Origin of the sequence: Kitasatospora sp. NPDC059577, from assembly GCF_042735475.1 — a bacterium.
Lineage (GTDB): Bacteria > Actinomycetota > Actinomycetes > Streptomycetales > Streptomycetaceae > Kitasatospora.
The window spans coordinates 1-23484 of record NZ_JBHWBZ010000035.1; the positions used below are offsets into that span (position 1 = coordinate 1).

The following is a 23484-nucleotide window of genomic DNA, read 5'->3' on the forward strand; positions in this document are numbered from 1 at the left end:
AAAGAGACGGGGGGGGCGGGGGGGGGGGGGGGGGTGGGGGGGGGGGCGGGCTACGCCGGGCCGAGGGTCCAGCTGATCACCGAGAGCGTCGCCATCGACACCAGCGTCGACCAGAGCACCGCGTCCCGGGCGAGCTCCGTGCCCTGCCCGTACTCGCGGGCGTAGGTGAACACGTTCTGCGCGGTCGGCAGTGCGGAGAACAGGACGACGGTGAGGAGCTGGTGGGCGGGCAGGTGGAGCAGCGGGCCGGCCACGGCGAGCGCGGCGAGCGGCTGGACCAGGGTCTTGACGGCGACGGTCAGCCCGACCTCGGCCCGGAGCGAACGGCCCTCCGCCGGTGGGCGGTTGTGCAGCGATATGCCGAGGGCGATCAGGGCGGTCGGCACGCCGGCGCCGCCGAGCAGTTCGCAGGAACGATTCAGCTCGGCGGGCAGGTGCACCCCGGTCGCCGAGGCGACGGCGCCCAGCGCGGTGGCGAGCAGGATCGGGTTGCGCAGCGGCAGGGTGCGCAGGGCTCGGCGGCCGGCCGCACCGCCGTCCAGCACGGCGAGGACGGCGGGGGTGACCAGCAGGATCTGGAACAGCACCACGGGGGCCACGAAGGAGGCGTCGCCGAGGACCTGCACGGCCACCGGGATGCCCAGGTTGGCGGAGTTCACGTACCCCGAGGCCATCGAGCCGATGGCCAGTTCGCCGGGCTTGCGCCGGAAGAGCAGTCGCCCGGCGAGCAGTCCGAGGCCGGTCGCCACGGCGGTGCCGGCGGCGAAGGCGAGCATCGACGGGTTGGCGAACCGGCCGAGCGGGGTGCGGGAGATCATCAGGAAGAGCGCGGCGGGCATCGCGACGTGGAAGACGAACCGGTTGAGCACCGCCTCGGCGTGCGGCCCGAGCAGGCCGGAGCGGCCGACGACGTAGCCGACTCCGGTGAGCGCCCAGATCGGGGCGAAGCCGGACAGCAGCGGATGCAGGGATGGCATGGTTCCTCGGATCGCTCGGACGTGCCTGCCGGGTGTGGCGGGGTCGCCCGCCGGGGGGCGTCAACTCCCGGGCCGGTGGACCTTCGAAGCCGTGAACTCCCCCGGGGCAGTAAACCAGTGGCCGCCGGAGCGTTGATCACGGGCCTACGATGAGCCGATGGACGAGCCGAGGGTCGAGCCCGTGGACGACGAGTACCTGAGCCTGAACGAGGTGGAGGCGATCGCCCGCCGTGCCCACCGGGGACAGGTGGACAAGAACGGCCACCCGTACAGCGAGCACATCGCAGCGGTGGCGCGCGGGGCGGCCGCGCGCGGCGGCAGCGAGGCGCAGATCGCGGCCGGCTGGCTGCACGACACCGTCGAGGACGACCGGCTCAGCCGGGAGTGGCTGGCGGCGGCCGCGCTGCCCGAGGAGACCAAGGCGATCGTGGACGCGCTCACCCGGCGCCCGGACGAGCCGGTCGAGGAGTACACCGCGCGCATCCTGGCCACGCCCGGCGCGCTGCTGGTCAAGCGCGCCGACCTGGCGCACAACTCCGACCCGGCCCGGCTGGCCTCGCTGGACCGGGCGACCGCCGAGCGGCTGGCGGCCAAGTACGCGCGGATGCGCGAGCTTCTGGGGCTGACGGGGGAGCTGTGACGGCCGGCGGGCCTGAAGGCGGCCGGGCCTGAAAGCGGGCGGCCCTGAAGGCGGCCGGCCCCGAAAGCAGGCGGCCCTGAAACGGCCGGGCCGTAGCGGCGCCCGGGCCGGGGGCCGGAGCGCCGGGGGAACCACGAGAGGGCCCGGGCCACGCGGATCGCGCGGGTCCGGGCCCTCTCGGGCACCCCGGTGGTCCCTGTCCGACCCCCGGGGTGAGGGGAGTGGTCAGGGTGCGGGAGGGGAACTGGGGTCGGCTTAGTACCAGTGGTGGTTCTGCCAGAAGGCCCAGGCGGCGTTCGGGCTGCCGTAGCGGGTGTTCATGTAGTCCAGCGCCCACTTGATCTGGGTGCGGGGGTTGGTCTTCCAGTCCGAGCCGGCCGAGGCCATCTTGGAGCCCGGCAGGGCCTGGGCCAGGCCGTAGGCGCCGGAGCTCGCGTTGGTCGCGGTCACGTTCCAGCTCGACTCGTGGGAGATGATGTGGCTGAACGAGGCCAGCTGGTTCGCCGGGACGATCTGGGCGGCGATCGCCTGCGGGGAGACGGTGGCGGCGTTGGCGGTGGCGGGCAGGACGCCGGCGCCCAGGGCGGTCAGACCGGCGGCACCGGCAAGAATCGCGGCCGAAGTACGCATACGGAGCTTGAAAGCGGGCATGAAGAACAAGACCTCAATCGGGTTGGGCCGGGTCACGCCCCACCCAGGACCACGGCCGGACAGGGGCCGTTGCGGTCACGGGGCGTGACTCGGCGATAAGCCGTTCACCGGCGGGACAGGTGCCGGTGCGGCTGGCGACGGAAGCCATTGTTGCCAGACCGGATCGGCACCCGCCAAGACCCCCTCGTTACGACCGGCGGTCGTACACGGGCGGTTGCCGTGGATTCGAAGGGCCGGTTGCGCGGAGCGCGCCGACCCCGTCTGACGTGGGCGGACGTGGGGGGTCCGGGGGAGGGGCGGATGGCCCGGCGGCGTCTACTACGGCCCGTCGTGGCCGTTGATTCCGTGTGAGCGCACTCACCGTTCGGGCCTCCGGCGCCGTCACCGGCGGGTCCGGTGGCGGCACTTTGGGTACAGACGATCAATCCGTCGCTGAGACCGGCGCCACACCCGGGTCGGATGGCCGGTGGAGGTCGCCCAGCCGCCGGTGCCGCACCGCCCGGGCCGCGAGCCGCTCCGCTTCGGAAGCCGTCGCGAGGGCGCCCAGCGCGGCGCCGACCGCCTGGCCGAGCCTGGCGCAGAAGGCCTCCGGTTCGTCGGCGGCGTCCGGCAGCTCCGGGACCACCTCGTCCACCAGCCCGACCTCCGTCAGGTGCCGGGCCCCGATGCCCTGGGCCCGGGCCAGCTCGGCGGCGTGACCGCCGTCCTGGTGGACGATCGCCGAGGCGCCCTCCGGCGGCAGCGGCGCCAGCCAGGCGTGACCCGCCGCGAGCACCCGGTCGGCCGGGAGCAGGGCGAGTGCGCCGCCGCCCGAACCCTGCCCGAGCAGCACCGCGAGGACGGGGGTGCGCAGGGCGAGCAACGTGGTCAGGCAGTGCGCGATCTCCACCGCGATGCCGTCCCGCTCGGCCTCGGCGGACAGCTCGGCCCCGGCCGTGTCAACGACGGTGACCAGCGGCAGCCCGAGCTGTTCGGCGAGGTGTGCGGTGCGCCGGACGGCCCGCAGGTCGGCGGCGGTGAAGGGGCGCTCGTGCTCCGGCGTCCCCCGCTGCTGGCCGACCACCAGGACGGGCCGGCCGGCGAGGACGGCGAGCGCGCGGACCAGCGCACCGCCTCGGCCGCCGGGGGCGTCCAGCAGCACCAGCTCCTCGGCGGTGTGCCGCAGCAGTTCGCGGGTGCCGGGGCGGTCGGGGCGGCGGGTGCGGCGGACGGAGTCCCAGGCGTCGGGCTGCTCGGCGGAGGCGGGTCCGGTGGCGTCGGTAAGAGGGGTGCCGGTAGGAGGGGTGTCCGTGGCGGGGTTGTCCATAGGAGGGGTGTCCGCGGGAGGGGCGTCCGGCGCGGGCGGCGGCGGGGTGCACAGGACGGCGAGCGTGCGGCGGACCAGCTCGCGCAGTTCCTGCGGCGCCACGACGGCGTCCACCAGTCCCTGCTCGGCCAGCGTCTCGGCCCGCTGGACGTCCGGCGGCAGCTCCACGCCGCGCAGTTCCTCGTACACGCGAGGGCCGAGGAAGCCGAGCCGGGCGCCCGGTTCGGCGAGGACCAGCTGGCCGAGCGTGCCCCAGGAGGCGAAGACCCCGCCCATGGTGGGGTTGCGCAGGTAGGTGAGGTAGGGCAACCCGGCTGCGCGGTGGGCCTGGACGGCGGCGGTGATCCGGAGCATGCAGAGGAAGGCCGCCGTGCCCTCCTGCATCCGCGTGCCGCCGGAGACCGGCAGGGCGAGCAGCGGCAGCCGCTCGGCGGTGGCGCGTTCGACGGCCCGGGTGATCCGCTCGGCGGTCGCGACGCCGATCGATCCGCCGAGGAAGCCGAACTCGGAGGCGATCAGTGCGACCGGGCGCCCGTCGATCAGGCCGAGGCCGGTGAGGACGGCCTCGTCCAGGCCGGTGCGTGCGCGGGCCCGGTCGAGCGAGGCGCGGTAGTCGGGGTCGGCGGGCGGCGGGCCGGGCGGCTCGTCCCAGCGCTGGAAGCCGCCGGGGTCGACCAGCAGGCCGATCAGCTGGTGGGCGGTCAGTGCGGCCCGCCGTGCGAGCGGTGGAGGCGTGGCCCCCGCGTCGTCCCCGTGCGCCGCCATGTCCACCCCGTCAGAGATCGTTCCGGTCCGTCGTGATCCGTCACTCTATGCGGCGGGGTCCGGGCGCGGCGAGGCCCCGTGGGGCGGGGCGGGACGGCTCCGGCACTAGTTCGATGACGGTCGACCGTTGCACCGTCAGGGCGGTTCGTGGACGGTGTCGGCGGTCCGGCCGGGGAGAGGCGTCGGGGTCGGGGTACGGGCCAAGTCCTCGCAGGTAAAGGGTAGTTACTCGCCGGTTAATACTTTGGTGGAGGGCTTCCGGACTTGACCGTGTCTCGCCACACTGGGGGACATGACTCGCACTCTACGCGCGTGGAAGACCCGCGCCGCCGCCGTCACCGCCGTCGCCCTGATGACCCTCGCACCGATCGCCGTCGCCACCGAGGCGCACGCCGACGTGAGCGGCACGGTGTGCCTCTCCACCCTCCCGCCGGAGGCCACCGACACCCTCAACCTGATCGCCTCGGACGGGCCGTTCCCCTACTCCCAGGACGGCGTGGTCTTCCAGAACAGAGAGCACGTCCTGCCCGGCGAGTCCTACGGGTACTACCACGAGTACACCGTCGTCACCCCGGGCTCCCCGACCCGTGGCGCCCGCCGGATCGTGACCGGCCAGGGCGACCAGGAGGACTACTACACCGGCGACCACTACGCCACGTTCTCCCTGCTCGACCAGACCTGCTGACCCTCCCGGCAGCACGGTGGCCCCGGCGCACCCCCTGAATGCACCACCCCGCCGGGGCCACCGTCGTACCGGAGGCCGGGGCCGGTCCCGGCCGCGACTCCGGTCGGAGAGTCGGGACCCGGCCGGGACCCGGTCAGAGCTCCGACGGCCCCCAGGCACCCACCGCCAGCTCGTCCCCCACCCGCAGCGTGCCGCCCCGCAGGACGGCGAACTTGCTGCCGAACGCGACCCCGCCCGCCGCCGCCCGCCGGTACCGGGCCAGCGTGCGCAGCGGCTCCGGGCCCGCCTTGGACCCGGTGGACTGGTCCACCATCGTCACCGCGCAGCGGATGGCCAGCTTGGCGTAGGCCAGCACGGCGCCGCCCACCGCGATCCGGCGCGTCAGGTCCTCGGTGTGCGGCTCCGGCCAGCCGTCCACCACGACGTTCGGGCGGAACCTGTCCGCGGACAGTGCGGGAGCGTCGGAGAGCTCGTTGAAACGCTCCAGCGTGGAACGGGACAGCAGGTGCACGGCGCAGCTGTCGGCGTAGCCGGAGGTGCCCGGGACCAGGCCGTCCGTCACCCGGTCGTGCTCCGGCGGCACCCGGACCAGCCGGCTGCGCGCACCCAGCACCTCGGACAGCCAGTCGGCGGCCTCCGCGCCCTGGTCGATGCCGCGGAACGGCGCGCCGAACAACCGCACCTCCCGGCGCGGCCCCTCCGAGTCGACCGCGAACGCCACCGGCTCCACCTCCGGGGCGAAAAGCGCCAGCCGACGGCCGTCGTCCTCGACGGCCGGGCGGACCGTCGCCAGCAGCGGATCGCGCCGCTGGGAGCGGAACACCCCCTGTTCGTCCACCACCATGAACGCCCGGTCGTGGGCCAGACCCGCCCGGGTCAGCTCGGCCTGCGCCGCCGAGACCCCGGCGCACCCCTTCACCGGGTAGTACCGCAACTCCGTCACCGTGGCCATGACGTCCCCCCGTTCCTCCTGGACTCGACGACTCCGAAGGGTAGTTGAGCGGCCCGGCGGGAGGTGCCGGAGGGCCCGGAGGTGCGGGGCGTCCGGGGTGCGGGTGCCGGTGCGGGTACGGGTGCGGGCGGGCGCGGACCGGCCCGCCTGCCGCCCGCCCTGCCATCCGTCCGCCCGCTGTCCGTTCGGCCCGCTGTCCGTTCGCCCACCCCGGCCGCTTGCTAGGGTCGGGCCCATGGCACCGAGCAGCGCGAACCCCCCGGGACGGCTCCGGCGGGACGCGCAGCGCAACCGCGACCTGCTGCTCGCCGCCGCCCGCGGCATGTACTCCCGGAACGGCCTGGACGTCCCGCTGGACCAGATCGCCAAGGAGGCCGGGGTCGGCAACGCCACCCTCTACCGGCACTTCCCGACCCGCGAGGCCCTGATCGGCGAGGTGTTCGCGGATGCCGGAGCCGTCCTGGCCGGGGCCGGCGAGGAGGCGCTCGCCGCCGAGGACGCCTGGACCGGCCTCGAACGGTACTTCGCGCGGATCTTCGAACTCGTCGCCGCCGACCGGGGCATCAACGACCTGGTCACCCAGGCCATCCCGACCGTCCCCGGCATGATCGAGATCAGCCGCCGGCACGCCACCACCGTCGGGGTTCTCATCGCCCGCGCCCAGGACCAGGGCACCATGCGCCGCGACGTCGTCACCATGGACCTGCTGTTCCTGCTCGGCCCGCTCTGCCGGGCCCTGCCCGCCGCCACCGAGCTGCGCCCCGACCTCTGGCGCCGCTACCTCGCCCTGCTCCTGGACGGCTTCCGCACCCGGGCCACCCACCCGCTGCCGGTCCCGCCGATCGGTGAGGAACACCTGGACCGGATGTTCGCGGACCTCTGGGAGGCGCGGCCCCCCGAGGCCTGAGCATGCGGCGCCCCGGACGTCAGGGTCGCGTACGGAACACCGGGCGGCGCGTCAGGACCCCGTCAACGCCCCGCGGCCGCACGGCCGCGGGGCGTTTTGCTGGGTGCCACGGGGTGACCGGCGCGGCGCCCCGGCGGTACCGGGTCGCGGCGGGAGAGGCAGGGGACAGGCATGGTGGACAACGCGGACAGTGGTGCGGACGGGCGCCGGATCGTGGTCGGCGTCAGCGGTTCCCTCGGCAGCCTCGCGGCCCTGCACCACGCCGCCACCGAGGCCCGGCGGACGGACGCCGAGGTGCTCGCGGTGCTCTGCTGGGTCCCCCTGGGCGACGAACTCGGCTACCGCCGCACTCCCTGCCCGCCGGTGATCACCGCCGGTCGCGACGCCGCCGTGGTCCGCCTGCGCCAGGCCCTCGACGAGGCCTTCGCCCGCCGGTACGCGGGTCTGCGCCTGCGCTGCCAGGCCGTCCGCGGCGACACCGGCCACACCCTGGTGCGGTGCGCCGACCGCCCCGGCGACCTGCTCGTCCTCGGCGCCGGACGCGAACGTGGCCGCCTCGCCCGGCTGGTGCACCCGTCGGTCAGCGCCTACTGCGTCCGGCACGCGGCCTGCCCGGTGCTCACCGTCCCGCACCCGCCGCTGCAGCGCGACCTGGAGGCGCTGGAACGGGGCGGGCACGGACTGCGGGCTGCGGCTGCGGGGAACTGAGCGGCGGGTCACGGCCGGTCGCCGTGCGCCTCCGCCGTGACCACGGGCCGGGCGCGGTGCCGCGACGGCCCGGGTGCGTTTCCCGTCGGCCCCGGCCCCGGCCCCAGCCCCGGACCCGGCCACGGCCCGGCTCGGCCGGTGCGACAGCCGGGCCCGGCCGTCACGACAGCCCGGCCGTCACGACAGCCGGCCGTCACGACAGCCGGCCGTTACGACAGTCCGGCCGCCTCGGCGAGGACGGAGGCGGTACGGCGGCCGGCCGCCACGGTGTCGGCGGCGGTGGCGGGGATGCAGCGCCCGGCCTGCGGGCTGTAGACGGTCAGCACCACGCCCGCGTGGTCGGTGGGGAGTTCGACCAGCGTGGCGGCCGGTACGGCGGTGCTCAGCTCGCGGGTGTGCCCGGCGTCCACGATCTCGTCCGCGGTGCCGTGCACCAGCCAGAGCGGGACGGGGGAGGGGGTCGCGGCCAGCCGTGCGAGCGGGGCGTCGCCCGTCGTCACGGCCGGGTCGGCGTACTTCGAGGCGATGCCGACGGCGGCGCCGGGCCGGAGTTCGGCAGGGGTGTCCGGATGGGTGGCCACCGCGACCGCCTCCCGGCCGCCGAGCGACCAGCCGGCCAGCACGAAGCGCGCCGGGTCCCCGCCGAGGCCGGTGGCGATGCGGCGGGCGTGGGCGAGCGAGGCCAGCAACTCGGCGGCGCCGCCGTCCGGCTGCTCGGAACTCCAGTCCGGGACGAGCACCAGCAGCCCGAGTCCGGCGGCCTCCCGGGCCAACGGGCGCAGCACGTCCCGTTCGTTGGGTCCGCGTCCGTGCCAGAGCAGCACGACCGGCGCCGGTCCGGCGGTGTGGACGGTCGGCCGGTGGACGTCCATCAGCCGCCCGTCCGCGTACGGAACGACTTCGGGTGGAGCGCTCGTCATGCGGGGTTCGCCTCCGGTTCGGTGACTGATCACTGAGCTGGTACTGTACTTCTCGTCGCGAGGGAGATCGATTCCTCGTCAGGCGTCAGTGGTGCTACCAGAGCACGTCCTACTTTCAGTAGGGAGAGTCCGTGCGACCCGGGCCTGGCGCTCTACCGTCGGACGGGGTCCGGTGCCTTCACGGGTGACGGGCCCCGTCCGCGTTTCCGAGCCGGGCCAGTTCCTCCTCGCTGAGCACCAGTTCCCCCGCCGCCGCCGAATCGCGGATGGTCTCCGGGCGGCTCGCGCCGGGGATCGGAAGGGTCACCGGGGAGGCGGCCAGCAGCCAGGCGAGCGCGACCCGCTGGGGGCTGACTCCGCGTTCGGCGGCGATCGCGGCGAACTCCGTCCCGGCACCGCCGAGTTCGGCGGAGCGGCCGATGCCGCCGAGCGGGCTCCAGGGGAGGAAGGCCAGGCCGAGTTCGGTGCACAGGTCCAGGACGGGCTGGTGCCGGCGGACGGCGGGGGAGTACTCGTTCTGCACCGAGACCAGGGCGTCGCCGAGGATCTCCCGGGCGAGCCGGACCTGGGCCACGTCGACGTTGGAGATGCCGGCCGCGCGGATCTTGCCCTCCTCGTGGAGTTCGCGGATCGCGCCGAGGGAGTCCGCGTACGGGACGTTCCGGTCCGGGTGGTGCTGCTGGTAGAGGCCGATCGCCTCGACGCCGAGGCGGCGCAGCGAGCCCTCGCAGGCGCGCTTGAGGTGGGCCGGGTCGCCGTCGACGGTCCAGGAGCCGTCCCCGGGGCGGCCGCGGCCGCCCTTGGTGGCGACCAGGACGTGGTCGGCGCCGGGGCCGTAGGAGGCGAGGGCCCGGGCGATCAGCTCCTCGTTGTGGCCGTACTCGTCGGCGTGCCAGTGGTAGGAGTCGGCGGTGTCGATCAGGGTGATGCCCGCGTCGAGTGCGGCGTGGACGGTGGCGACGGCGCGGGCCTCGTCCGGGCGGCCCTCGACGGAGAGCGGCATCGCGCCGAGGCCGACGGCGCTGGTGCGGACGCTGCCGAGGAGGCGGGTGGCGGTGGTGGCGGTCATGCGGGGAGCTCCTGTCCGCGGAGGGTGGCGGCGACCAGGCCGGGCAGCCAGTCGCGGGTGTGGGAGAGGGGGTGGCCGAGCTGCTCGGCCCGGGAGTTGTCCATGCCGTAGTAGCGGTCGAAGGAGAACGGTGAGGCCTGCTGCCCGGGGCCGGGGGCGGCGGTGCGGTAGGGGCGGCCGGCCGCGATCAGGTCGCAGAGGTCGGTGGCGGTCAGTTCGCCGTGCGAGGCGAGGTTGACCGGGCCGGTGAACCGCTCGCCCGCCGCCCACGCGAGGAAGGCGGCCGCCTCGGTCTCGTGGGTGTAGGAGGAGGGCAGGTTCTCCGGGTGCACCAGGACGGGCAGGCCTGCCCCGATCCGCTCGGCGTAATGGGCCAGGCGCCCGGTGAAGTCGGTGGCGCCCAGGACGTGTCCGAGCCGGACGGAGACGAACGGGAACGGCGCGTCGCGGGTGAACACCGCCTCCGCCTGGCGCTTGCCCTCGCCGTACGACGTCTCGACGAACTCCGTTTCCGACCGGGGGAGTTCGAGGCTGACCGGCCATCCTGACGGGTCGACGGCGGCTTCGGCCAGCGGGCGGTCCGCCGGGTGTGCCACGCCGGTGTCGTAGACCTCGATCGTGGAGGTCATCAGGTAGCGGCCGGTCCTTCCGGTGAAGGCGCGGACGGCGAGTTCGGCCTGGGCCGGGGTGTAGCAGACCTGGTCGACCACCGCGTCGAAGTCCCGGCCGGCGAGGGCACCGGCGAGCGCCGTCCCGTCCGTGCGGTCGGCGATGAGCGGGGTGACGCCGGGCGGTGGCGGCGTCGAGCCGCGGTTGAGCACGCTGACCCGGACTCCGGAGTCGCGCAGCCGGGTGACCAACTGCCGTCCGAAGTACCGGTTTCCCCCGATGACGAGCACGTTTTCCATACCCACAAGTGTTATGGTGCGGCGCGGTTCGATGAAGGGGTGATCGTGGGAGTTCAGGCGCTGCGACCGAAAGACCGACGGCAGTCCGGCGGTTCGACCGACGATTCGTCGGTGGGCCCCCGCAGCGGCCTCGGCGGTGGTGTCGGCAGCCCCGCCGGTGGCACTGCCGGTGGCGGGGCCGGCGGCCTGGACGCGGTCGACCTGCGGCTGCTGGAACTGCTGCAGTCCGAGGGGCGGATCACGCTCAGCGAACTGGGCCGGCGGGTCAACCTCAGCCCGGCCGCGGTGGGCGAGCGGGTGCGCCGGCTGGAGTCGAACGGCACGATCACCGGGTACGCGGCGCTGGTCGCGCCCGAGCGGCTGGGCTACGGCATCCGGGCCTTCGTCCGGGTGTCGCCGCACGCCCGGATGACGGTGAAGTACCTCCGCAGCCAGGACCTGCTGCACCGGCCGGAGGTGCTGGAGGTGCACCACGTGATCGGCGAGGACTGCTGGGTGTTCAAGGTCGCCGCGCGGGACACCTCCCACCTGGAGGAGCTGATCGAGGCGATCGCGGTGCTCGGCCGGACGACGACGTCGGTGATCCTCTCCTCGCCGGTGGACCAGCGGGTGCTTCTGCCCTCGGACTGAGGAACCGACGAACCGACGAACCGAGGAACCGACGAACCGACGAACCGAGGAACCGAGGAACCGAGGAACTGACGGAGCGCCGGAGCGTGGACGGGCCCGGGCCGCCGGGTCAGGACGGCTGCCGGTCGGAGCCCAGCTCGCGCGAGATCCGCAGCCCGACCTGCGCCACCACCGGCCCGAGGGTGCGCACCCGGGTGGCGGTCATCCGTGAGGTGAGCCCGGAGACGGAGAGCGCCGCCGTGACCTCGCCGGTGTGGTCGAAGATCGGCGCGGCGACGCAGCGCACCTCGGGCTCGTTCTCCCGGTCGTCGATGGAGTAGCCGCGCGCGCGGATCCGGGCGAGGTCCGCGCGCAGTCGTGGCTCGTCGGAGATGGTCCAGGCGGTCACCGGGCGCAGGCCGGCCGCGACCACCTCGGCGACGGCCTCCTCGGGGAGCCACGCGAGGATCGCCTTTCCGGTGGCGGTGCAGTAGGCAGGGGCCCGGCTGCCGACCCGGGAGGCCATCCGCACGTTGGTCTCGTCCTCGACCTTGTCCAGGTAGACGATCCCGGGCGCCTGCCAGACGGTCAGGTGGACGGTCTCGCCGGCCTCGCGCTGGAGCCGGCGCAGGTGTTCGGCGGCGACGCTGCGCAGATCGAGGGTGGTCAGGTAGGCCTGGCCGAGGCGCAGCGAGCCGTGGCCGAGCCGGAACCAGCCGGTCTCGCGGTCCCGGTCGAGCAGGTGCTCGTCCAGCAGCGGTCCGGCCAGCCGCAGCACGGTGCTCTTGTTGAGGTCGAGGGCCTCGGCGAGTTGGGCGAGCGGGACTCCGCGTCCGTCGCCGTGGTCGCGGACGTAGCCGAGGACGGCGAGCGCGCGGCGCAGCGAGGAGGACTGGTTGCGTTCGGTCGCGGGCTTCTTGGGTGCCGTCTCCGTCATGGGTCCGTTCCCTGGTGGTGGTTCGGCGGGGACTCGTTCTGTGGGGGCGTGTTCCGGGGGCGCGTGTTCCGGGGCGTGTTCCGCAGGGCCTGCGTGTCCGGTGTTCCGCGTGGTGTTGTGTGCGGCGTTCCGTGGTGTTCCTCCGCCTGTCGGCGGCGGTTGTCAGAACGTACCCGTTCGGGGTCGGGTCGCCGCGTCTTCGATACAACGTTGTGCAGTGCAAAACTTTCGTCAACCCCCTCTTGTTGGCGCCGATCGCCCACGCCTAACGTCCCTGCCATCGAGCAGGCGACGTCGCCCCACCCGAGCGCTGCGCCCTGCCGCACCCCCACCACTTCACCCACCATCGGCCCCGGTCAGGGCCTGCTTCGACGTGTCCGTCCCAGCGGTGTGCGTCGCGGCGGCAGCTGTCGGGAGGGGAGGTCTCCACCATGCGACTCACCGGACGGACCGCAGTGGCCGCCGTGCTCGCCGCCGGCTGTCTGGCCGCCACCGCCTGCGCGCCGGGCACCGCCTCGACCGCGGGTGGCAAGGCCGGCGACGACCGGACCGGCACGCTGAAGGTCTGGCTCTACAACGAGGCGGGCAACGCGGCCAAGGAGGCCGTGATCGCCAAGGCCGTCACCGAGTTCCAGTCCTCCCACCAGGGCGTCACCGTCGACGTCAGCTACATCGACACCGACGCCTCGGCCCGCGCGGCCAAGATGAAGGGCGCCTTCAACGACCCCAACAGTGCCCCCGACCTGGTCGAGTTCGGCAACACCGACCTGCCCGGCTACGTCGCCGCCGGCGGCCTCGCCGAGATCGGCGCCGAACTGGACGGGTGGAAGGACAAGGGCGACCTCGACCCGGCGATCGCCAGGACCGCGGTGGTGGACGGCAAGACCTACGGCCTGCCGTGGTGGGTGGGCGTGCGTGCGCTGTACTACCGCACCGACCTGTTCACCGAGGCCGGGCTCACCCCGCCGACCTCCTACGCCGAACTGGTCACCGCCACCCAGCGGATCCACGCCGCGCACCCGGACACCTTCGGCATCGCGGTCGGCGGCAAGTACACCTTCGCCGCACTGCCGTTCGTGTGGGACGCGGGTGGCGACATCGCCGCCAAGGACGGCACGACGTTCAAGGCCGCCATCGACTCGCCCGCCTCGCAGGCCGGGATCAAGCGCTACACCGACCTGTTCGGCGCCGACGGCTGCCCCGCCCAGCAGTGCGCGGACCTGACCGGCGGGAAGACCGTCGACCTGTTCGCGGCCGGGAAGTCGGCGATGGCCGTCCTGCTCAACTCCAACCGCGGCAAGGTGGACGCGGGCGCGGTCAAGGGCAAGTACGGCGTGGTGCCGCTGCCTGGCGAGAAGGCCGGCTCGATCGCCCCCGCCTTCGCCGGCGGCAACAACCTGGGCGTCATGAAGGCGGCCAAGCACCGCACGCTGGCCGTCGAGTTCGCCGAACTGCTGGCGGGCCCGGCCTACCAGGAGCAGATGTACGACGCGATGGGCAACCTGCCGACGCTGAAATCCGTCAGTGGCAAGGTCGCGGCGAAGGACGCGTTCCTGAAGCCGTTCACCGACACCATCGCGGCCGGCACCAGGTTCGTGCCGCTCGACCAGGGGTGGGCGCAGATCGACGCCCAGTCGGTGATCCCGACGCTGCTCCAGCAGGTCGTCACCGGCAAGGCGGACGTGGCCAAGGCCTCCGGTGACGCCGCGGGGCAGATCGACTCGGCCTTCGCCGCGCACTGACGGTCACGCACTGACGGTCACGCACCGGCCGTTGCGTACCGGCGGCCGTGCACCGGCCGCCACGCCCGGACCGCCGTGCACCGGCCGTCGTGCACCCGACCGCTGCGCACCCGACGGTCCCCTTCCGGTTCGTCACAGAGAGCAGGTTCCGCCCGTGTCCGCATCCACCACGACCGCCCCGTCGGCGGCTCCTTCCCCGCAGGGGCGCCGTGGGGGCGGGGCGCCGGCCGCACCCCCGGGCGGTCGGCGCCGCAGGCCCCCGTTGCTCCTGCTCCTGCCGGCCGCCGTCATCCTGGTCCCGCTGGTCGGCTACCCGATCTACCAGCTCGGGCTGTTGTCCGTCCTGGACTTCGGGCAGGCCCAGGCGTCCGGCGGGGTGCCGACGTCCTTCGTCGGCTTCGGCAACTACGCGAAGGTCCTGGAGGACGGCCAGTTCTGGTCGGTGCTGCTGCAGACGGTCGGCTTCGCCGCGTTCTGCGTGGTCGCCACGCTGGCCGTCGGCGCCGCCCTGGCGGTGCTGCTCACCAAGGTCGGCCGGTGGCCGCGGCTGGTGCTGACCACGGCGGCGATGGCGGCCTGGGCGGCGCCGGCGATGACCGGGTCGACGGTGTGGAGCTTTCTGTTCGACACCAACCTCGGCCTGGTCAACCACACCCTGGAGCGGATCGGGCTCACCGGCTTCCACGAGTTCAACTGGTTCTACGACAAGTGGACGGCGTTCCTGGTCGTCGGTGCCGTGGTGGTGTGGCACTCCTTCCCGTTCGTGATGGTCACCCTCTACGCGGGCATCCGCGCCATCCCGGAGGAGGTCCTGGAGGCGGCCGCGCTGGACGGCGCCGGCACCTGGACCACCTTCCGCCGGATCACCGCGCCGATGCTGCGGCCGATCCTGACGATCGTGGTGATCCAGTCGGTGATCTGGGACTTCAAGGTCTTCACCCAGATCTACGTGATGACCGAGGGCGGCGGCATCGCCGGCCAGAACCTGGTGCTCAACGTGTACGCGTACCAGAAGGCGTTCGCCTCCTCGCAGTACGGGCTGGGCGCGGCGATCGGCGTGATCATGCTGCTGATCCTGGTGATCCCGACGGTCCTGTACATCCGCAGCCTGCGACGGACGGGGAACGAGCTGTGAGCACCCTTCGGAACTCCCGCGGCCGGCGGCGGCTCGCCGCCGACACGGTCGCGGTCGTGCTGGCCGCCGTCACCGCCTTCCCGATCTTCTGGATGGTGCTCTCGGCGTTCAAGCCCAAGGGCGAGGTGCAGTCGCTGGACCCGAAGCCCTGGACGGCGCACCCCACGCTGGAGAGCTTCCGTCAGGTGCTCGGTGTGGACGGCTTCGGCCGGTACTTCGCGAACAGCCTGGCGGTCGCGCTGTCGGTGGTGGTGCTCTCGGCGGCCGTGGTGTTCCTCGCGGCGGTGGCCGTGACCCGCTTCCGGTTCAGGTTCCGCACCACCGTCATGGTGATGTTCCTGATCGCCCAGATGATCCCGGTCGAGGCGCTGACCATCCCGCTGTTCTTCATGTTCCGCGACGCGGGGCAGTTCGTGCCGGGCATCGGGCTGAACACCCTGGCCTCGCTGATCCTGGTGCAGTTGGCGTTCTCGCTGCCGTTCGGGATCTGGATGATGCGCGGCTTCGTCGCCGCCGTTCCGGTCTCGATCGAGGAGGCCGCGCAGATCGACGGCGCCTCCCGCACCCGCATCCTGTGGCGGATCCTGCTGCCGCTGGTGGCCCCGGGCCTGGCCGCGACCAGCGTGTTCTCCTTCATCACGGCGTGGAACGACTTCGTCTTCGCCAAGACCTTCATCATCAGCGCCACCGAGAACCAGACGTTGCCCTCGGCGCTGCTGGTGTTCTTCAAGCCGGACGAGAACGACTGGGGCGGCATCATGGCCGCGTCCACGCTGATGACGGTGCCGGTGCTGGTCTTCTTCATCGCGGTGCAGCGCAAGCTGGTGTCCGGGCTGGCGGGAGCGGTGAAGGACTGAAGGGCCGAAGGGCTGAAGGACCGCCGGGCGGCGGGTGGCACTGTGGAGGGCCGCCGGGCGCGGGGCCGCTCAGGCCGCCTCCGCGGACTCCCGGGGCGGGACGGCGACGAGGACGAACACCGCACCGGCGTCGTCCCGGACCAGCGCGGCGCGGCCGTACGGCGTCGGCGCGGGCCCGGTGAGGACGGTGCCGCCGAGCTCGCGCAGCCGCTCGGCCGCACGGTCGGCGTCGGCGGCGCCGAAGTGGGCCAGCCAGCTCGCGGGCGCTCCGGACGGGCCGATGCTGCAGGCGGGGAGGCCGGCGGCCCGGGCGAGGGCGTGGCCGGCCCGCGGCCGGTCGTAGGTGTAGCCGAAGACGCGGCGGTAGAAGGCACGGGCCGTGTCGGGGTCGGGGGAGAGGTGCTCGTTCCAGGCGAGGGCGCCGGGCTCGTCGACGAGGCCGGCGCCGTCGATGGTGCCGGCCTGCCAGAGGCCGAAGGCCGCGCCGAGCGGGTCGACGGCGAGTGCGGCCCGGCCCTGGTCGGGCACCTCGTACGGGTCCCGGGTGATCCGGCCGTCCGCGGCGCGGACGAGCGCGGTGGTGCGGTGCAGGTCGGCGCAGGCGAGGTGGGTGGTCCAGGCAGCGGGTGCCGCGGTGCCGACGGGCGGGCCGATCGCCGCGACCTGGGCGCCGTACCGGGTGGCGACCGCCTCGGCGGGGCCGGTCGGGACGAACTCCCAGTCGAACAGCGCGCCGTAGAAGCGCTGTGCGGCCGGGGCGTCCGGGGTCGTCAGGACGACCCAGCACGGGACGCCCTCGTGGTACCTGCCCGCCTTCGGCACACCGCCCTCCTGGTGCCACCGGCCCCTGTCGCCAGCCTCCGCGCCGGGCGGGCGGGCGGCAACCTGGGCCGCTGCGCGGGCCCGACCGGCCGCAGGCGCGGGCGCAGGCCGTCCCGTGCCGCCCGGTGCTGTCCCGTGCCGTCCGGTGCCGTCCCGTGCGGCCGGCCCGGGATTCGGTCCAGGGGCTCAGGCGACGCCCTGCGGCCGGAACTGGATGCTGATCCGGGGGCCGACCGGGCGGGCGGTCTTGGGGACGGCGTGCTCCCAGGTGCGCTGGCAGGAGCCGCCCATCACGACCAGGTCCCCGTGGCCGAGCGGGTGGCGGACGACGGTCCCGCCGCCGTACCGGGGCCGCAGTGCCAGGGTGCGGGGCTCGCCGACGGAGAGGATCGCCACCATGGTGTCCTCGCGGGCGCCGCGCCCGATCCGGTCGCCGTGCCAGGCCACGCTGTCCCGGCCGTCCCGGTAGTAGCAGAGCCCGAGGGTGTGGAACGGCTCGCCCAGCTCGTCGGCGTAGTGCCGGCTCAGCGCCGTGCGGGCCTGGCCGAGCACCGGGTGCGGCGGCTCGGCGTCCGCCCGGTACGAGGCCAGCAGCCGGGGGACGTCGACCGTCCGTTCGTACATCTCGCGGCGCTCGGCCCGCCAGGGCACGGTCGCGGCCAGCTGTTCGAACAGCTCGTCCGCGCCGTGCAGCCACCCGGGCAGCACGTCCAGCCAGGCTCCGTCGCCGAGCACCTGCCGCCGCAGGCCGTCGAGCGGGCCGAGGCGGAGGCCGTCGTGCTCCGCGTCGTCGAACAGCGAGGGCTGGCGGTGGAGGGTGTCGTGCATGGGGCCAGCGTACGCCTTGATTCGAACACATGACCGAATCTCGGGGGCGGTGATCCGGCCCCGGCCGGCGTCGGGGGCTGTGACTGGTCGAGGTGGTTGTCACCTGGTCGCGACGTCTGTCACCACCCCCTTCCCGGATCCCTCCCCGAGGAGGGCGCGGGCAGCTCGGCGCAGAAGGCGAGAGCCGTGCCGCCGCCCTCGTCGGTCAGGTCGAACCGGACCCGCCCGTGCGGGTCGAGGGCCGGCTCCAACGGTCGAGGTCCAGCTCCGACAGGGTCGGCGGATCGTGGGCCGTGACGGCGCCGGAGGCGGTCACGGTGCGGCCGTCGGGATCGGTGGCCGGCAGCGCAGTACCACCGTGCCGCCCTCCGCCGGATCCAACCGGTCGGCGGCAGCCGGCCGGCGCCGCAGCAGGGTCGGGCGCGACAGGTGCCGCCACGCCGAGGCCACCGGCTGCGGGTAGTGACGGTAGAAGCGCACAGCCTGGTGACCTGCGTCGATGGCGACGATCCTGTCGTCGGGCCCGGGGACGCTCGGGGTGCCGGTCACGCTCCGATCACCGCCTGCCGCCACCGTTGCGGCACCCCGGACTGCGTCGACGGAGGAGGCTGGGCCCGCCGCGCGGGAGCCCGCTGCGCGGCTCACGAACGGCGAGTCCGTGAGCCGCGCGCGGGTACGTCCCGCACCGAGCCTTCGGCCTACGCCCCGGACACCGCGCGCGACAGGTGCAGCGGCGCCTCGACGGCGTCGGCAGCGCCGAGTTCGCGCACCGCCTCCCGCCGCGTCGCCGCGACCGGAGCCCCGAGCCGAGCCGGGGTCGCCGCCGGGGCGTGGACCGTCAGCTCGAAGTCGTGGCTCGTCTTGGCGTCCGGGGCGAGCGGCAGGCGGATGCGGCCGTCCGCGACCATCCGGCGGACCCGGCTGCGGCTGAGGCCGAGGCCGGACATCAGCAGGCGTTCGACTCGGACCGGTACCGGCAGCTCGAAGCTCACCAGCACCGTCAGCGGGGTCGGATCGTCGATCGCGTGGAGCGGCGTGCGTGCCTCCAGCTCCCAGGTGCCGCTCCAGTCCAGGCTGTAGCCGTTCTTGGCGGCGAGCGACGCACTCATCGTCAGTTCCCGCACCACGGCAGGGTCGTTGTTCTCGTACGCCTCCCTGCGGGCGGGTTCCAGCGACGACGTGTGGACGCGCTCGTGGACGGGCACTTTCGAGGTCCGGTCGCAGCCCGCGCAGCTGAGCAGCAGCCAGACGTCGAGGAGTTTGCCGTTGGCGTTGACACGGATCTTGCCCGAGGGCCGATGCCGCGTGCCGGAGCAGTCCGGGCAGCTGCGGACGACGGTGGGCAGCGCGGACTGGCGCACGGCCCAGCGGGCCTTGCGTTCGGTATGCATGGTGGTCTGTTTCCTGGTTCAGCAGGAACGCGCGCAGGCCGGATCGGCTGGATCGGCCGGGGCTCCTGGGATCTGACGAGTGCTCACGAGGGCGCGTGTCATCGCCTCGGGGCGGGTGGCCGCATGGCGGGCGTCCCGAGGTCGATCGCGCAACAGGTCGTATCTCTCCGTGGCAACTCGCGACAGCGCATCCCATCGCCTCGGGACATGGCCGCATGGCGGCATGGCCGAGCGCCGAGGGCGGTCGATCGCGTGAGCGCGCGTGTCATCGCCTCAGCGCCGCGGCCGGTGGCCCGGCGCAGAGGTCGATCGCGTAGGGGTGAGTTGCTACGTGGCAGTCGTCAGCACAGGTACATGCCGCACATCGTGATCTGGGCCGCGCTCCACCGCAACCGGTTTTTCGGACCAACGCCGTCAGGCCGGCGCCGCCGGTTCCCCGCGCGAACCGACGCCGAGCTTCGGACAGGCCTTCCAGAGGTGGTAGCCGACCGTTCGCGAACTCGGGAAGAGCTGGGCGGCGATGTCCCGGTCGGACATCCCCTGGGCGGCGAAGCGGACGATCTGCGTCGCCTGGGGCGTCGGGCCGGCGTAGCGCTCCGGTGATGCGCACGGCGGTCGTCACCCGCCGGGTTGGAGCGCCGGCCTTGACCGGCCGGTTCGCTGCCCCGGGCGGTGACAACCGCCGTGACCGGGCGAGGCAGGTGACAGCAATCTCGGCCACGTGGTGACAGCCGGCGCGACCACGGCGAGGCGAACCCGCAGGTCGTAGGGCGCCCCGGGTGACAGCTGCCTCGGCCGGTCACCGGGGCCTAGCCTGCGGGTATGGCGATCAACGGCTTCGGTGTGACCGAGTTCCAGCTGGTGCTGCTGCGCCGGATGGCCGACTACCGGCCCGACCTGGTCGAGGAGGCGGTGCGGCGGCTGGGCGCCACCCGGGCCTCGATGCGGGAGGCGAACAAGCGGTGGCAGGCGATGGTCCGGGCGCCCGGGTTCCCGCGCGGGGCCGCCCGGTACGCGGCCGTGCTCGGGCCGGCGGAGGCGAGTGTGCCGCGGCGGATCGGGGACCTGGCGTGCACCGCGCGGCAATGGGTGCAGCCGCTCTGGCCCGGGCTGCGGTTCGAGGTCCTGCTCGGGCCGGCGGAGATCGGCTCGCCGGTGCTGAACGAGTGGCTGGTGCGGGCGGCGGGGGTGCCGGGGCCCGTCATGCGGACCCTGGCCGACCTGGTGCCGTGGGGCTGTGTGGTGGCGGACGTGGGTGCCGCCTTCCCGTCCGCGGTGCCGCGCGAGGGGAGTGCGCCGAACCGCTTCCGGCTGGACTTCGACGCCGCGGACGGCGCCGGTCGGGTCTGCCGGTGGACGGCGGACTTCACCTGGGGGCTGCTCCAGGAGGTCCGTCCGGCGGACGGACCGGCGGGTGGGTCGGCAGACGGACCAGCGGACGGACCGACGGGTGGGCCGACGGGTGGGGCAGGCTTCCGAGTGGCCGAGTGATGCAAGGAGATATTCAGTTAATGCCTTTGATTTGCAGGCCAGCGTCGACGTGTGGCAGCATAATCGCAGACACTGTAAAGGCTTGACATCGGAAAGCGAAGGATCATGTCGGACGGCGCCCGCGTCATCGTCGGAGTCAGCGGATCACTGCACAGCCTGACCGCCCTGCACCGGGCCGCGGAGGAGGCCCGGGAGCGGCAGGCCACCCTGGTCCCGGTGCTCGCCTGGACCCCGGTCGGCGGCGAGCGCAACTACCGCGCGCGGCCGTGCCCGCCGCTGCTGCGCGCCTGGCAGGACCTCGCCGACACCCGGATGGACAACGCGCTGGAGCGGGCCTTCGGCGGCCTCCCGATCGGGGTGCCGGTGCGGCCGCTGGTCGTGCGCGGCGACGCCGGCACGGTGCTGACCGGGCTGGCGGACCGCCCCGGTGACCTGTTGGTGGTCAGCACCGGCGAGCAGGCCGGCGCGCGCACCCGGCTGCGTCGGCTGACGCGCCGCTCGGTCACCCGCCACTGCCTCGACCACGCGCGCTGCGGCGTGCTCGTCGTCCCGCCGTCCACGCTCCACGAGGACCTGCGCGCCCTGCACCGCGGCATCGACCTGCGGGAGCTGGTCGCGGCCTGACGGTCCGCCGGGAAAACGGTCAGGACCTCGTCAGGACCCGTGCACCGTCCGGCCGTCGACCACGGTGCGGGTGGGGAGCAGATCGCGCAGCGCGTCCGCCGGGCAGGTCAGCGGGTCGAGCGGCCACACCGTGAGGTCGGCGAACGCCCCCGGCCGCAGGCTGCCGCGGGCGGCGCCCTCACCGGTCAGGCGGGCGGCGTTCACGGTGTGCAGCGCGACCGCCTCGGACCGCTCGATCGCGTGCTCGGGTCCGACCACCCCGGCCGTGGTGCCCCGCGTCGTCATGCCCCAGACCGAGACCATCGCGCCGTACGGGCCGACCGGGAAGTCCGAGCCGCCGGTGAGCAGCGCGCCCTCGTCCAGCCACGCGCGCAGCGGGAAGAGCGCGGCCGTGCGCTCCTCGCCCCAGGCCCGCTGCTGGGCGAGCGCGCCGTCGTGCAGCAGCGGGTGCTGGACGGTCACCGGGATGCCGAGCGCGATCGCGCGGGCCCGCTGGTCGGGGCGGGCCAGCCCGCCGTGCTCGACCACCAGGGTGCCGGGCGGCAGGCCGGGGCGGAGCTTGAGCACCTGCTCGAACACGTCCAGCAGGACGCGCAGACCCCGGTCGCCCCAGGCGTGCACGCCGACCCGCCAGCCGCGCCCGACCACCCGGTCCACCGCCGCGAGCAGCTCGGCCGGCTCCCAGAGCAGCCGGCCGTGGTAGCACGGCTGTCCCTGGTACGGCTCCTCCAGCGCGCCCGCCTCGAAACCGCCGTCGATGCCGAACTTGACGCCCCACAGCCGCAGTCGGTCGTCGTCGCGGCCGTCCGCGCGCCACTCGTCCATCCGGTCCAGCAGCGCGTCCACCTGCTCGGCCGTCCGGGCGGCGAAGCCGGAGACCAGGGCCCGCACCCGGACCGCGAGGGCGCCCTCGGCCCGGGCCGCGTCCAGCACGTCGAGGTCCTCGACCGGGACGAGGCAGTCGCGGACGGTGCCGATCCCGGTGGCGGCGTAGTCCGCCGAGGCGGCCCGCAGACCGTCGATCCGCTCGGCGAGGGTGGGCCGGGGCAGCACCCGCTCGACCGGTTCGACCGCCCGGTTGATCAGCCGGCCGGTCAGCCGCCCGTGCTCGTCGCGCTCGATCACGCCGCCGGGCGGCGCCTCGGTGGCCCCGGTGATCCCGGCCAGCCGCAGCGCGGCCGAGTTGAGCACCATGTTGTACGCACCGCGGCGCACCAGCACCGGGTGGTCGGCGGTGGCGCCGTCCAGCTCCTCGGTGGTGGGCATCCGCTGCTCGGCCAGCAGCACCTCCTGCCAGTTCACCGTGGTGTGGATCCACTGCCCGGCGGGGGTGCGGGCGGCGCGCTCGCGGATCAGGTCGAGGAACCCGGCGAGGTCCCGGGCCCGGTGGACCGGCACACCGTGGACACTCTGCGCGGCCAGGATCAGGTGGGTGTGGGTGTCGTCGAAGGCGGGCAGCACGGTCGAGCCCGGGACGTCCAGGACCTCGGTGGCCGGTCCGATCAGGGCGTCCAGGCCGTCGGGGGCGGGGGAGAGGGCGGTGATCCGGCCGCCGGTGACGGCGACCGCCCGCCGCGGCGGCTCGCCGGGCACGAGGGTGTGCACGGCACCGGCCCGGATCAGCAGGTCGGCGGGCGGCTGGGGGGTCATGACGGCTCCTCGGGGTGGGACAGACCGGTCACCTTCTCGACGTACCGCAGACTGGGCTCCGCGAGCAGCCCGTGCAACTCGGTGAAGAGGGCCCGGGCCGGGACGGCGTTCCAGTCGGCGGGCAGCAGCCGTGCGGGCAGCCCCGGGTCCAGGTAGGGCAGGCGGCGCCACTGGGTGAGCATCGGGACGTAGTCGCGGAACGCCTCGGCCGGGTCGAACCGGGGTGCCCGCCGCTCGCCCGGTCCCGGCGGCTCCGACGGTCCCCGCTCCGCTGCGGACCCCTGCGGCTCCACCGGCGTCCGCAACTCCGCGGCCACCGGGTGCCAGGCGTCGGTGAAGGCCGCGTACTGCGCCTCGATGGCCGGGAGGTCCCACCAACTCGCCACCGCCGTCCGGAGGTCGGCGAATCCGGCGTACTCGGCGGAGAGGAAGAGGTGGACGTAGGCGCTCAGCCCGAGGCGTTCCAGCAGGCGACGGGCGTCCGGCAGCATCCGGGCGGGGGCCAGCCAGACGCCGGGGGCGGCGTTGCCGAAGCCGAGCCAGCTCAGCCGGGAGCGCAGCTGGTGGCGGTGGGCGCGCTCGGACTCGGGTACCGAGAAGACCGCCACCACCCAGCCGTCGGCGAGCTCGGCCGGCTCCAGGCTGTGGAAGATCCGGCGGTCGCCCTCCTCGAACACCGGCCCCATCGCGGGGGCGAGCCGGTAGCCGGTGCCCGTGCGGCGTTCCTGGAGGAGGGTGCCCGCCTTCTTCAACCGGGACATCGCCGAGCGGACCGCGGGGCCGTCGACGTCCAGTTCGGCCATCAGCGCGATCAGGTCGGCGATGGATATCCAGCCGCCGAGCCGGCGGACGAACTCGCCGTAGACGGTGTGGATCAGGGAACTCGGCCGGGGCGTGCTCTCCGACATGC

General features: G+C 74.2%; 24 protein-coding genes and 1 pseudogene. 10 read left to right on the plus strand and 15 right to left on the minus strand.

Annotation, left to right across the window (positions count from 1 at the left end; translation table 11 throughout):
- Positions 1 to 50: 50 nt before the first annotated feature.
- Positions 51 to 977 carry an AEC family transporter gene (locus tag ACFV0O_RS24770; protein WP_380345374.1) on the minus strand — a complete coding sequence of 309 codons (927 nt, stop codon included), beginning with the start codon at positions 975 to 977 and terminating at the stop codon, positions 51 to 53.
- A gap of 157 nt (positions 978 to 1134) precedes the next feature.
- Between ACFV0O_RS24770 and ACFV0O_RS24775 the strand changes: the two genes are divergently transcribed.
- On the plus strand, positions 1135 to 1617 hold the full coding sequence (locus ACFV0O_RS24775; protein WP_360258104.1) for an HD domain-containing protein: 483 nt from the start codon (positions 1135 to 1137) through the stop codon (positions 1615 to 1617).
- Between the two features lie 255 nt (positions 1618 to 1872).
- On the opposite strand, the gene ACFV0O_RS24780 is transcribed toward ACFV0O_RS24775, so the two are convergent.
- Together ACFV0O_RS24780 and ACFV0O_RS24785 are read right to left on the minus strand one after the other, a co-directional pair.
- Positions 1873 to 2247, minus strand: coding sequence for a transglycosylase SLT domain-containing protein (locus tag ACFV0O_RS24780; RefSeq protein WP_380345376.1), 375 nt, complete (start codon positions 2245 to 2247; stop codon positions 1873 to 1875).
- A 442-nt stretch (positions 2248 to 2689) separates the two neighbouring features.
- A complete protein-coding gene (locus ACFV0O_RS24785; protein WP_380345378.1) occupies positions 2690 to 4339 on the minus strand; it encodes a carboxyl transferase domain-containing protein in 1650 nt (549 codons plus the stop codon).
- Between the two features lie 292 nt (positions 4340 to 4631).
- Here ACFV0O_RS24785 and ACFV0O_RS24790 point away from each other — a divergent pair, with 292 nt between their 5' ends.
- Positions 4632 to 5024, plus strand: coding sequence for a ribonuclease (locus ACFV0O_RS24790; RefSeq protein ID WP_380345380.1), 393 nt, complete (start codon positions 4632 to 4634; stop codon positions 5022 to 5024).
- A gap of 133 nt (positions 5025 to 5157) precedes the next feature.
- Here the strand turns inward: ACFV0O_RS24790 and ACFV0O_RS24795 are convergent, their stop codons facing one another.
- Positions 5158 to 5976: an MOSC domain-containing protein gene (locus ACFV0O_RS24795; RefSeq protein WP_380345382.1), complete on the minus strand. Its 819-nt coding sequence runs from the start codon at positions 5974 to 5976 to the stop codon at positions 5158 to 5160.
- 235 nt (positions 5977 to 6211) lie between these two features.
- Between ACFV0O_RS24795 and ACFV0O_RS24800 the strand changes: the two genes are divergently transcribed.
- Complete coding sequence (locus ACFV0O_RS24800) at positions 6212 to 6883, plus strand: helix-turn-helix domain-containing protein (protein WP_360258113.1); 672 nt, start codon at positions 6212 to 6214, stop codon at positions 6881 to 6883.
- A 171-nt stretch (positions 6884 to 7054) separates the two neighbouring features.
- Positions 7055 to 7591 (plus strand): universal stress protein, encoded by a 537-nt coding sequence (locus ACFV0O_RS24805; protein WP_380345384.1) that lies wholly within the window; start codon positions 7055 to 7057, stop codon positions 7589 to 7591.
- Between the two features lie 209 nt (positions 7592 to 7800).
- On the opposite strand, the gene ACFV0O_RS24810 is transcribed toward ACFV0O_RS24805, so the two are convergent.
- The 3 genes from ACFV0O_RS24810 to ACFV0O_RS24820 all read right to left on the minus strand — a co-directional run bounded on the left by ACFV0O_RS24810 (position 7801) and on the right by ACFV0O_RS24820 (position 10488).
- Positions 7801 to 8511 (minus strand): alpha/beta hydrolase, encoded by a 711-nt coding sequence (locus tag ACFV0O_RS24810; RefSeq protein ID WP_380345385.1) that lies wholly within the window; start codon positions 8509 to 8511, stop codon positions 7801 to 7803.
- Positions 8512 to 8689: 178 nt separating this feature from the next.
- The gene (locus tag ACFV0O_RS24815) at positions 8690 to 9580 is read right to left on the minus strand and encodes an aldo/keto reductase (RefSeq protein WP_380345387.1); all 891 of its coding nucleotides are present in this window, start codon (positions 9578 to 9580) and stop codon (positions 8690 to 8692) included.
- Complete coding sequence (locus tag ACFV0O_RS24820; RefSeq protein ID WP_380345388.1) at positions 9577 to 10488, minus strand: NAD-dependent epimerase/dehydratase family protein; 912 nt, start codon at positions 10486 to 10488, stop codon at positions 9577 to 9579. Before ACFV0O_RS24820 ends, ACFV0O_RS24815 begins: the two co-directional genes overlap by 4 nt.
- A gap of 111 nt (positions 10489 to 10599) precedes the next feature.
- Between ACFV0O_RS24820 and ACFV0O_RS24825 the strand changes: the two genes are divergently transcribed.
- Positions 10600 to 11118 (plus strand): Lrp/AsnC family transcriptional regulator, encoded by a 519-nt coding sequence (locus ACFV0O_RS24825; protein WP_380345390.1) that lies wholly within the window; start codon positions 10600 to 10602, stop codon positions 11116 to 11118.
- 109 nt (positions 11119 to 11227) lie between these two features.
- On the opposite strand, the gene ACFV0O_RS24830 is transcribed toward ACFV0O_RS24825, so the two are convergent.
- Positions 11228 to 12034, minus strand: coding sequence for an IclR family transcriptional regulator (locus ACFV0O_RS24830; RefSeq protein WP_360258125.1), 807 nt, complete (start codon positions 12032 to 12034; stop codon positions 11228 to 11230).
- 431 nt (positions 12035 to 12465) lie between these two features.
- Here ACFV0O_RS24830 and ACFV0O_RS24835 point away from each other — a divergent pair, with 431 nt between their 5' ends.
- The 3 genes from ACFV0O_RS24835 to ACFV0O_RS24845 all read left to right on the plus strand — a co-directional run bounded on the left by ACFV0O_RS24835 (position 12466) and on the right by ACFV0O_RS24845 (position 15768).
- Positions 12466 to 13776, plus strand: a complete 1311-nt coding sequence (locus ACFV0O_RS24835; RefSeq protein ID WP_380345391.1) for an extracellular solute-binding protein — start codon at positions 12466 to 12468, stop codon at positions 13774 to 13776.
- A gap of 154 nt (positions 13777 to 13930) precedes the next feature.
- A complete protein-coding gene (locus ACFV0O_RS24840; protein ID WP_380345392.1) occupies positions 13931 to 14911 on the plus strand; it encodes a carbohydrate ABC transporter permease in 981 nt (326 codons plus the stop codon).
- Positions 14908 to 15768, plus strand: coding sequence for a carbohydrate ABC transporter permease (locus ACFV0O_RS24845; RefSeq protein ID WP_380345394.1), 861 nt, complete (start codon positions 14908 to 14910; stop codon positions 15766 to 15768). Before ACFV0O_RS24840 ends, ACFV0O_RS24845 begins: the two co-directional genes overlap by 4 nt.
- 69 nt (positions 15769 to 15837) lie before the next feature.
- Here ACFV0O_RS24845 and ACFV0O_RS24850 read toward each other — a convergent pair whose 3' ends face one another.
- The 5 genes and pseudogenes from ACFV0O_RS24850 to ACFV0O_RS24870 form a co-directional block, all read right to left on the minus strand.
- The gene (locus tag ACFV0O_RS24850) at positions 15838 to 16590 is read right to left on the minus strand and encodes a VOC family protein (protein ID WP_380345396.1); all 753 of its coding nucleotides are present in this window, start codon (positions 16588 to 16590) and stop codon (positions 15838 to 15840) included.
- 186 nt (positions 16591 to 16776) lie between these two features.
- Positions 16777 to 17418, minus strand: a complete 642-nt coding sequence (locus ACFV0O_RS24855) for an alpha-ketoglutarate-dependent dioxygenase AlkB (RefSeq protein ID WP_380345398.1) — start codon at positions 17416 to 17418, stop codon at positions 16777 to 16779.
- Between the two features lie 312 nt (positions 17419 to 17730).
- Positions 17731 to 17967 (minus strand): hypothetical protein, encoded by a 237-nt coding sequence (locus ACFV0O_RS24860; protein WP_380345400.1) that lies wholly within the window; start codon positions 17965 to 17967, stop codon positions 17731 to 17733.
- Between the two features lie 149 nt (positions 17968 to 18116).
- Entirely contained in the window at positions 18117 to 18809 is a 693-nt protein-coding gene (locus ACFV0O_RS24865; protein ID WP_380345402.1) for a DUF1062 domain-containing protein, read from the minus strand.
- Between the two features lie 414 nt (positions 18810 to 19223).
- Positions 19224 to 19373 (minus strand): annotated as a pseudogene (locus tag ACFV0O_RS24870) (helix-turn-helix transcriptional regulator); the annotation flags it as partial.
- A 258-nt stretch (positions 19374 to 19631) separates the two neighbouring features.
- Here ACFV0O_RS24870 and ACFV0O_RS24875 point away from each other — a divergent pair.
- Together ACFV0O_RS24875 and ACFV0O_RS24880 are read left to right on the plus strand one after the other, a co-directional pair.
- Positions 19632 to 20300: a hypothetical protein gene (locus ACFV0O_RS24875; protein ID WP_380345403.1), complete on the plus strand. Its 669-nt coding sequence runs from the start codon at positions 19632 to 19634 to the stop codon at positions 20298 to 20300.
- A 105-nt stretch (positions 20301 to 20405) separates the two neighbouring features.
- Positions 20406 to 20924: a universal stress protein gene (locus ACFV0O_RS24880; RefSeq protein ID WP_380345405.1), complete on the plus strand. Its 519-nt coding sequence runs from the start codon at positions 20406 to 20408 to the stop codon at positions 20922 to 20924.
- Positions 20925 to 20954: 30 nt separating this feature from the next.
- Here ACFV0O_RS24880 and ACFV0O_RS24885 read toward each other — a convergent pair whose 3' ends face one another.
- Positions 20955 to 22574, minus strand: coding sequence for an amidohydrolase (locus tag ACFV0O_RS24885; protein ID WP_380345407.1), 1620 nt, complete (start codon positions 22572 to 22574; stop codon positions 20955 to 20957).
- On the minus strand, positions 22571 to 23482 hold the full coding sequence (locus tag ACFV0O_RS24890; RefSeq protein WP_380345408.1) for a PaaX family transcriptional regulator C-terminal domain-containing protein: 912 nt from the start codon (positions 23480 to 23482) through the stop codon (positions 22571 to 22573). The genes ACFV0O_RS24885 and ACFV0O_RS24890 overlap by 4 nt, the downstream gene beginning before the upstream one ends.
- Positions 23483 to 23484: the final 2 nt, after the last annotated feature.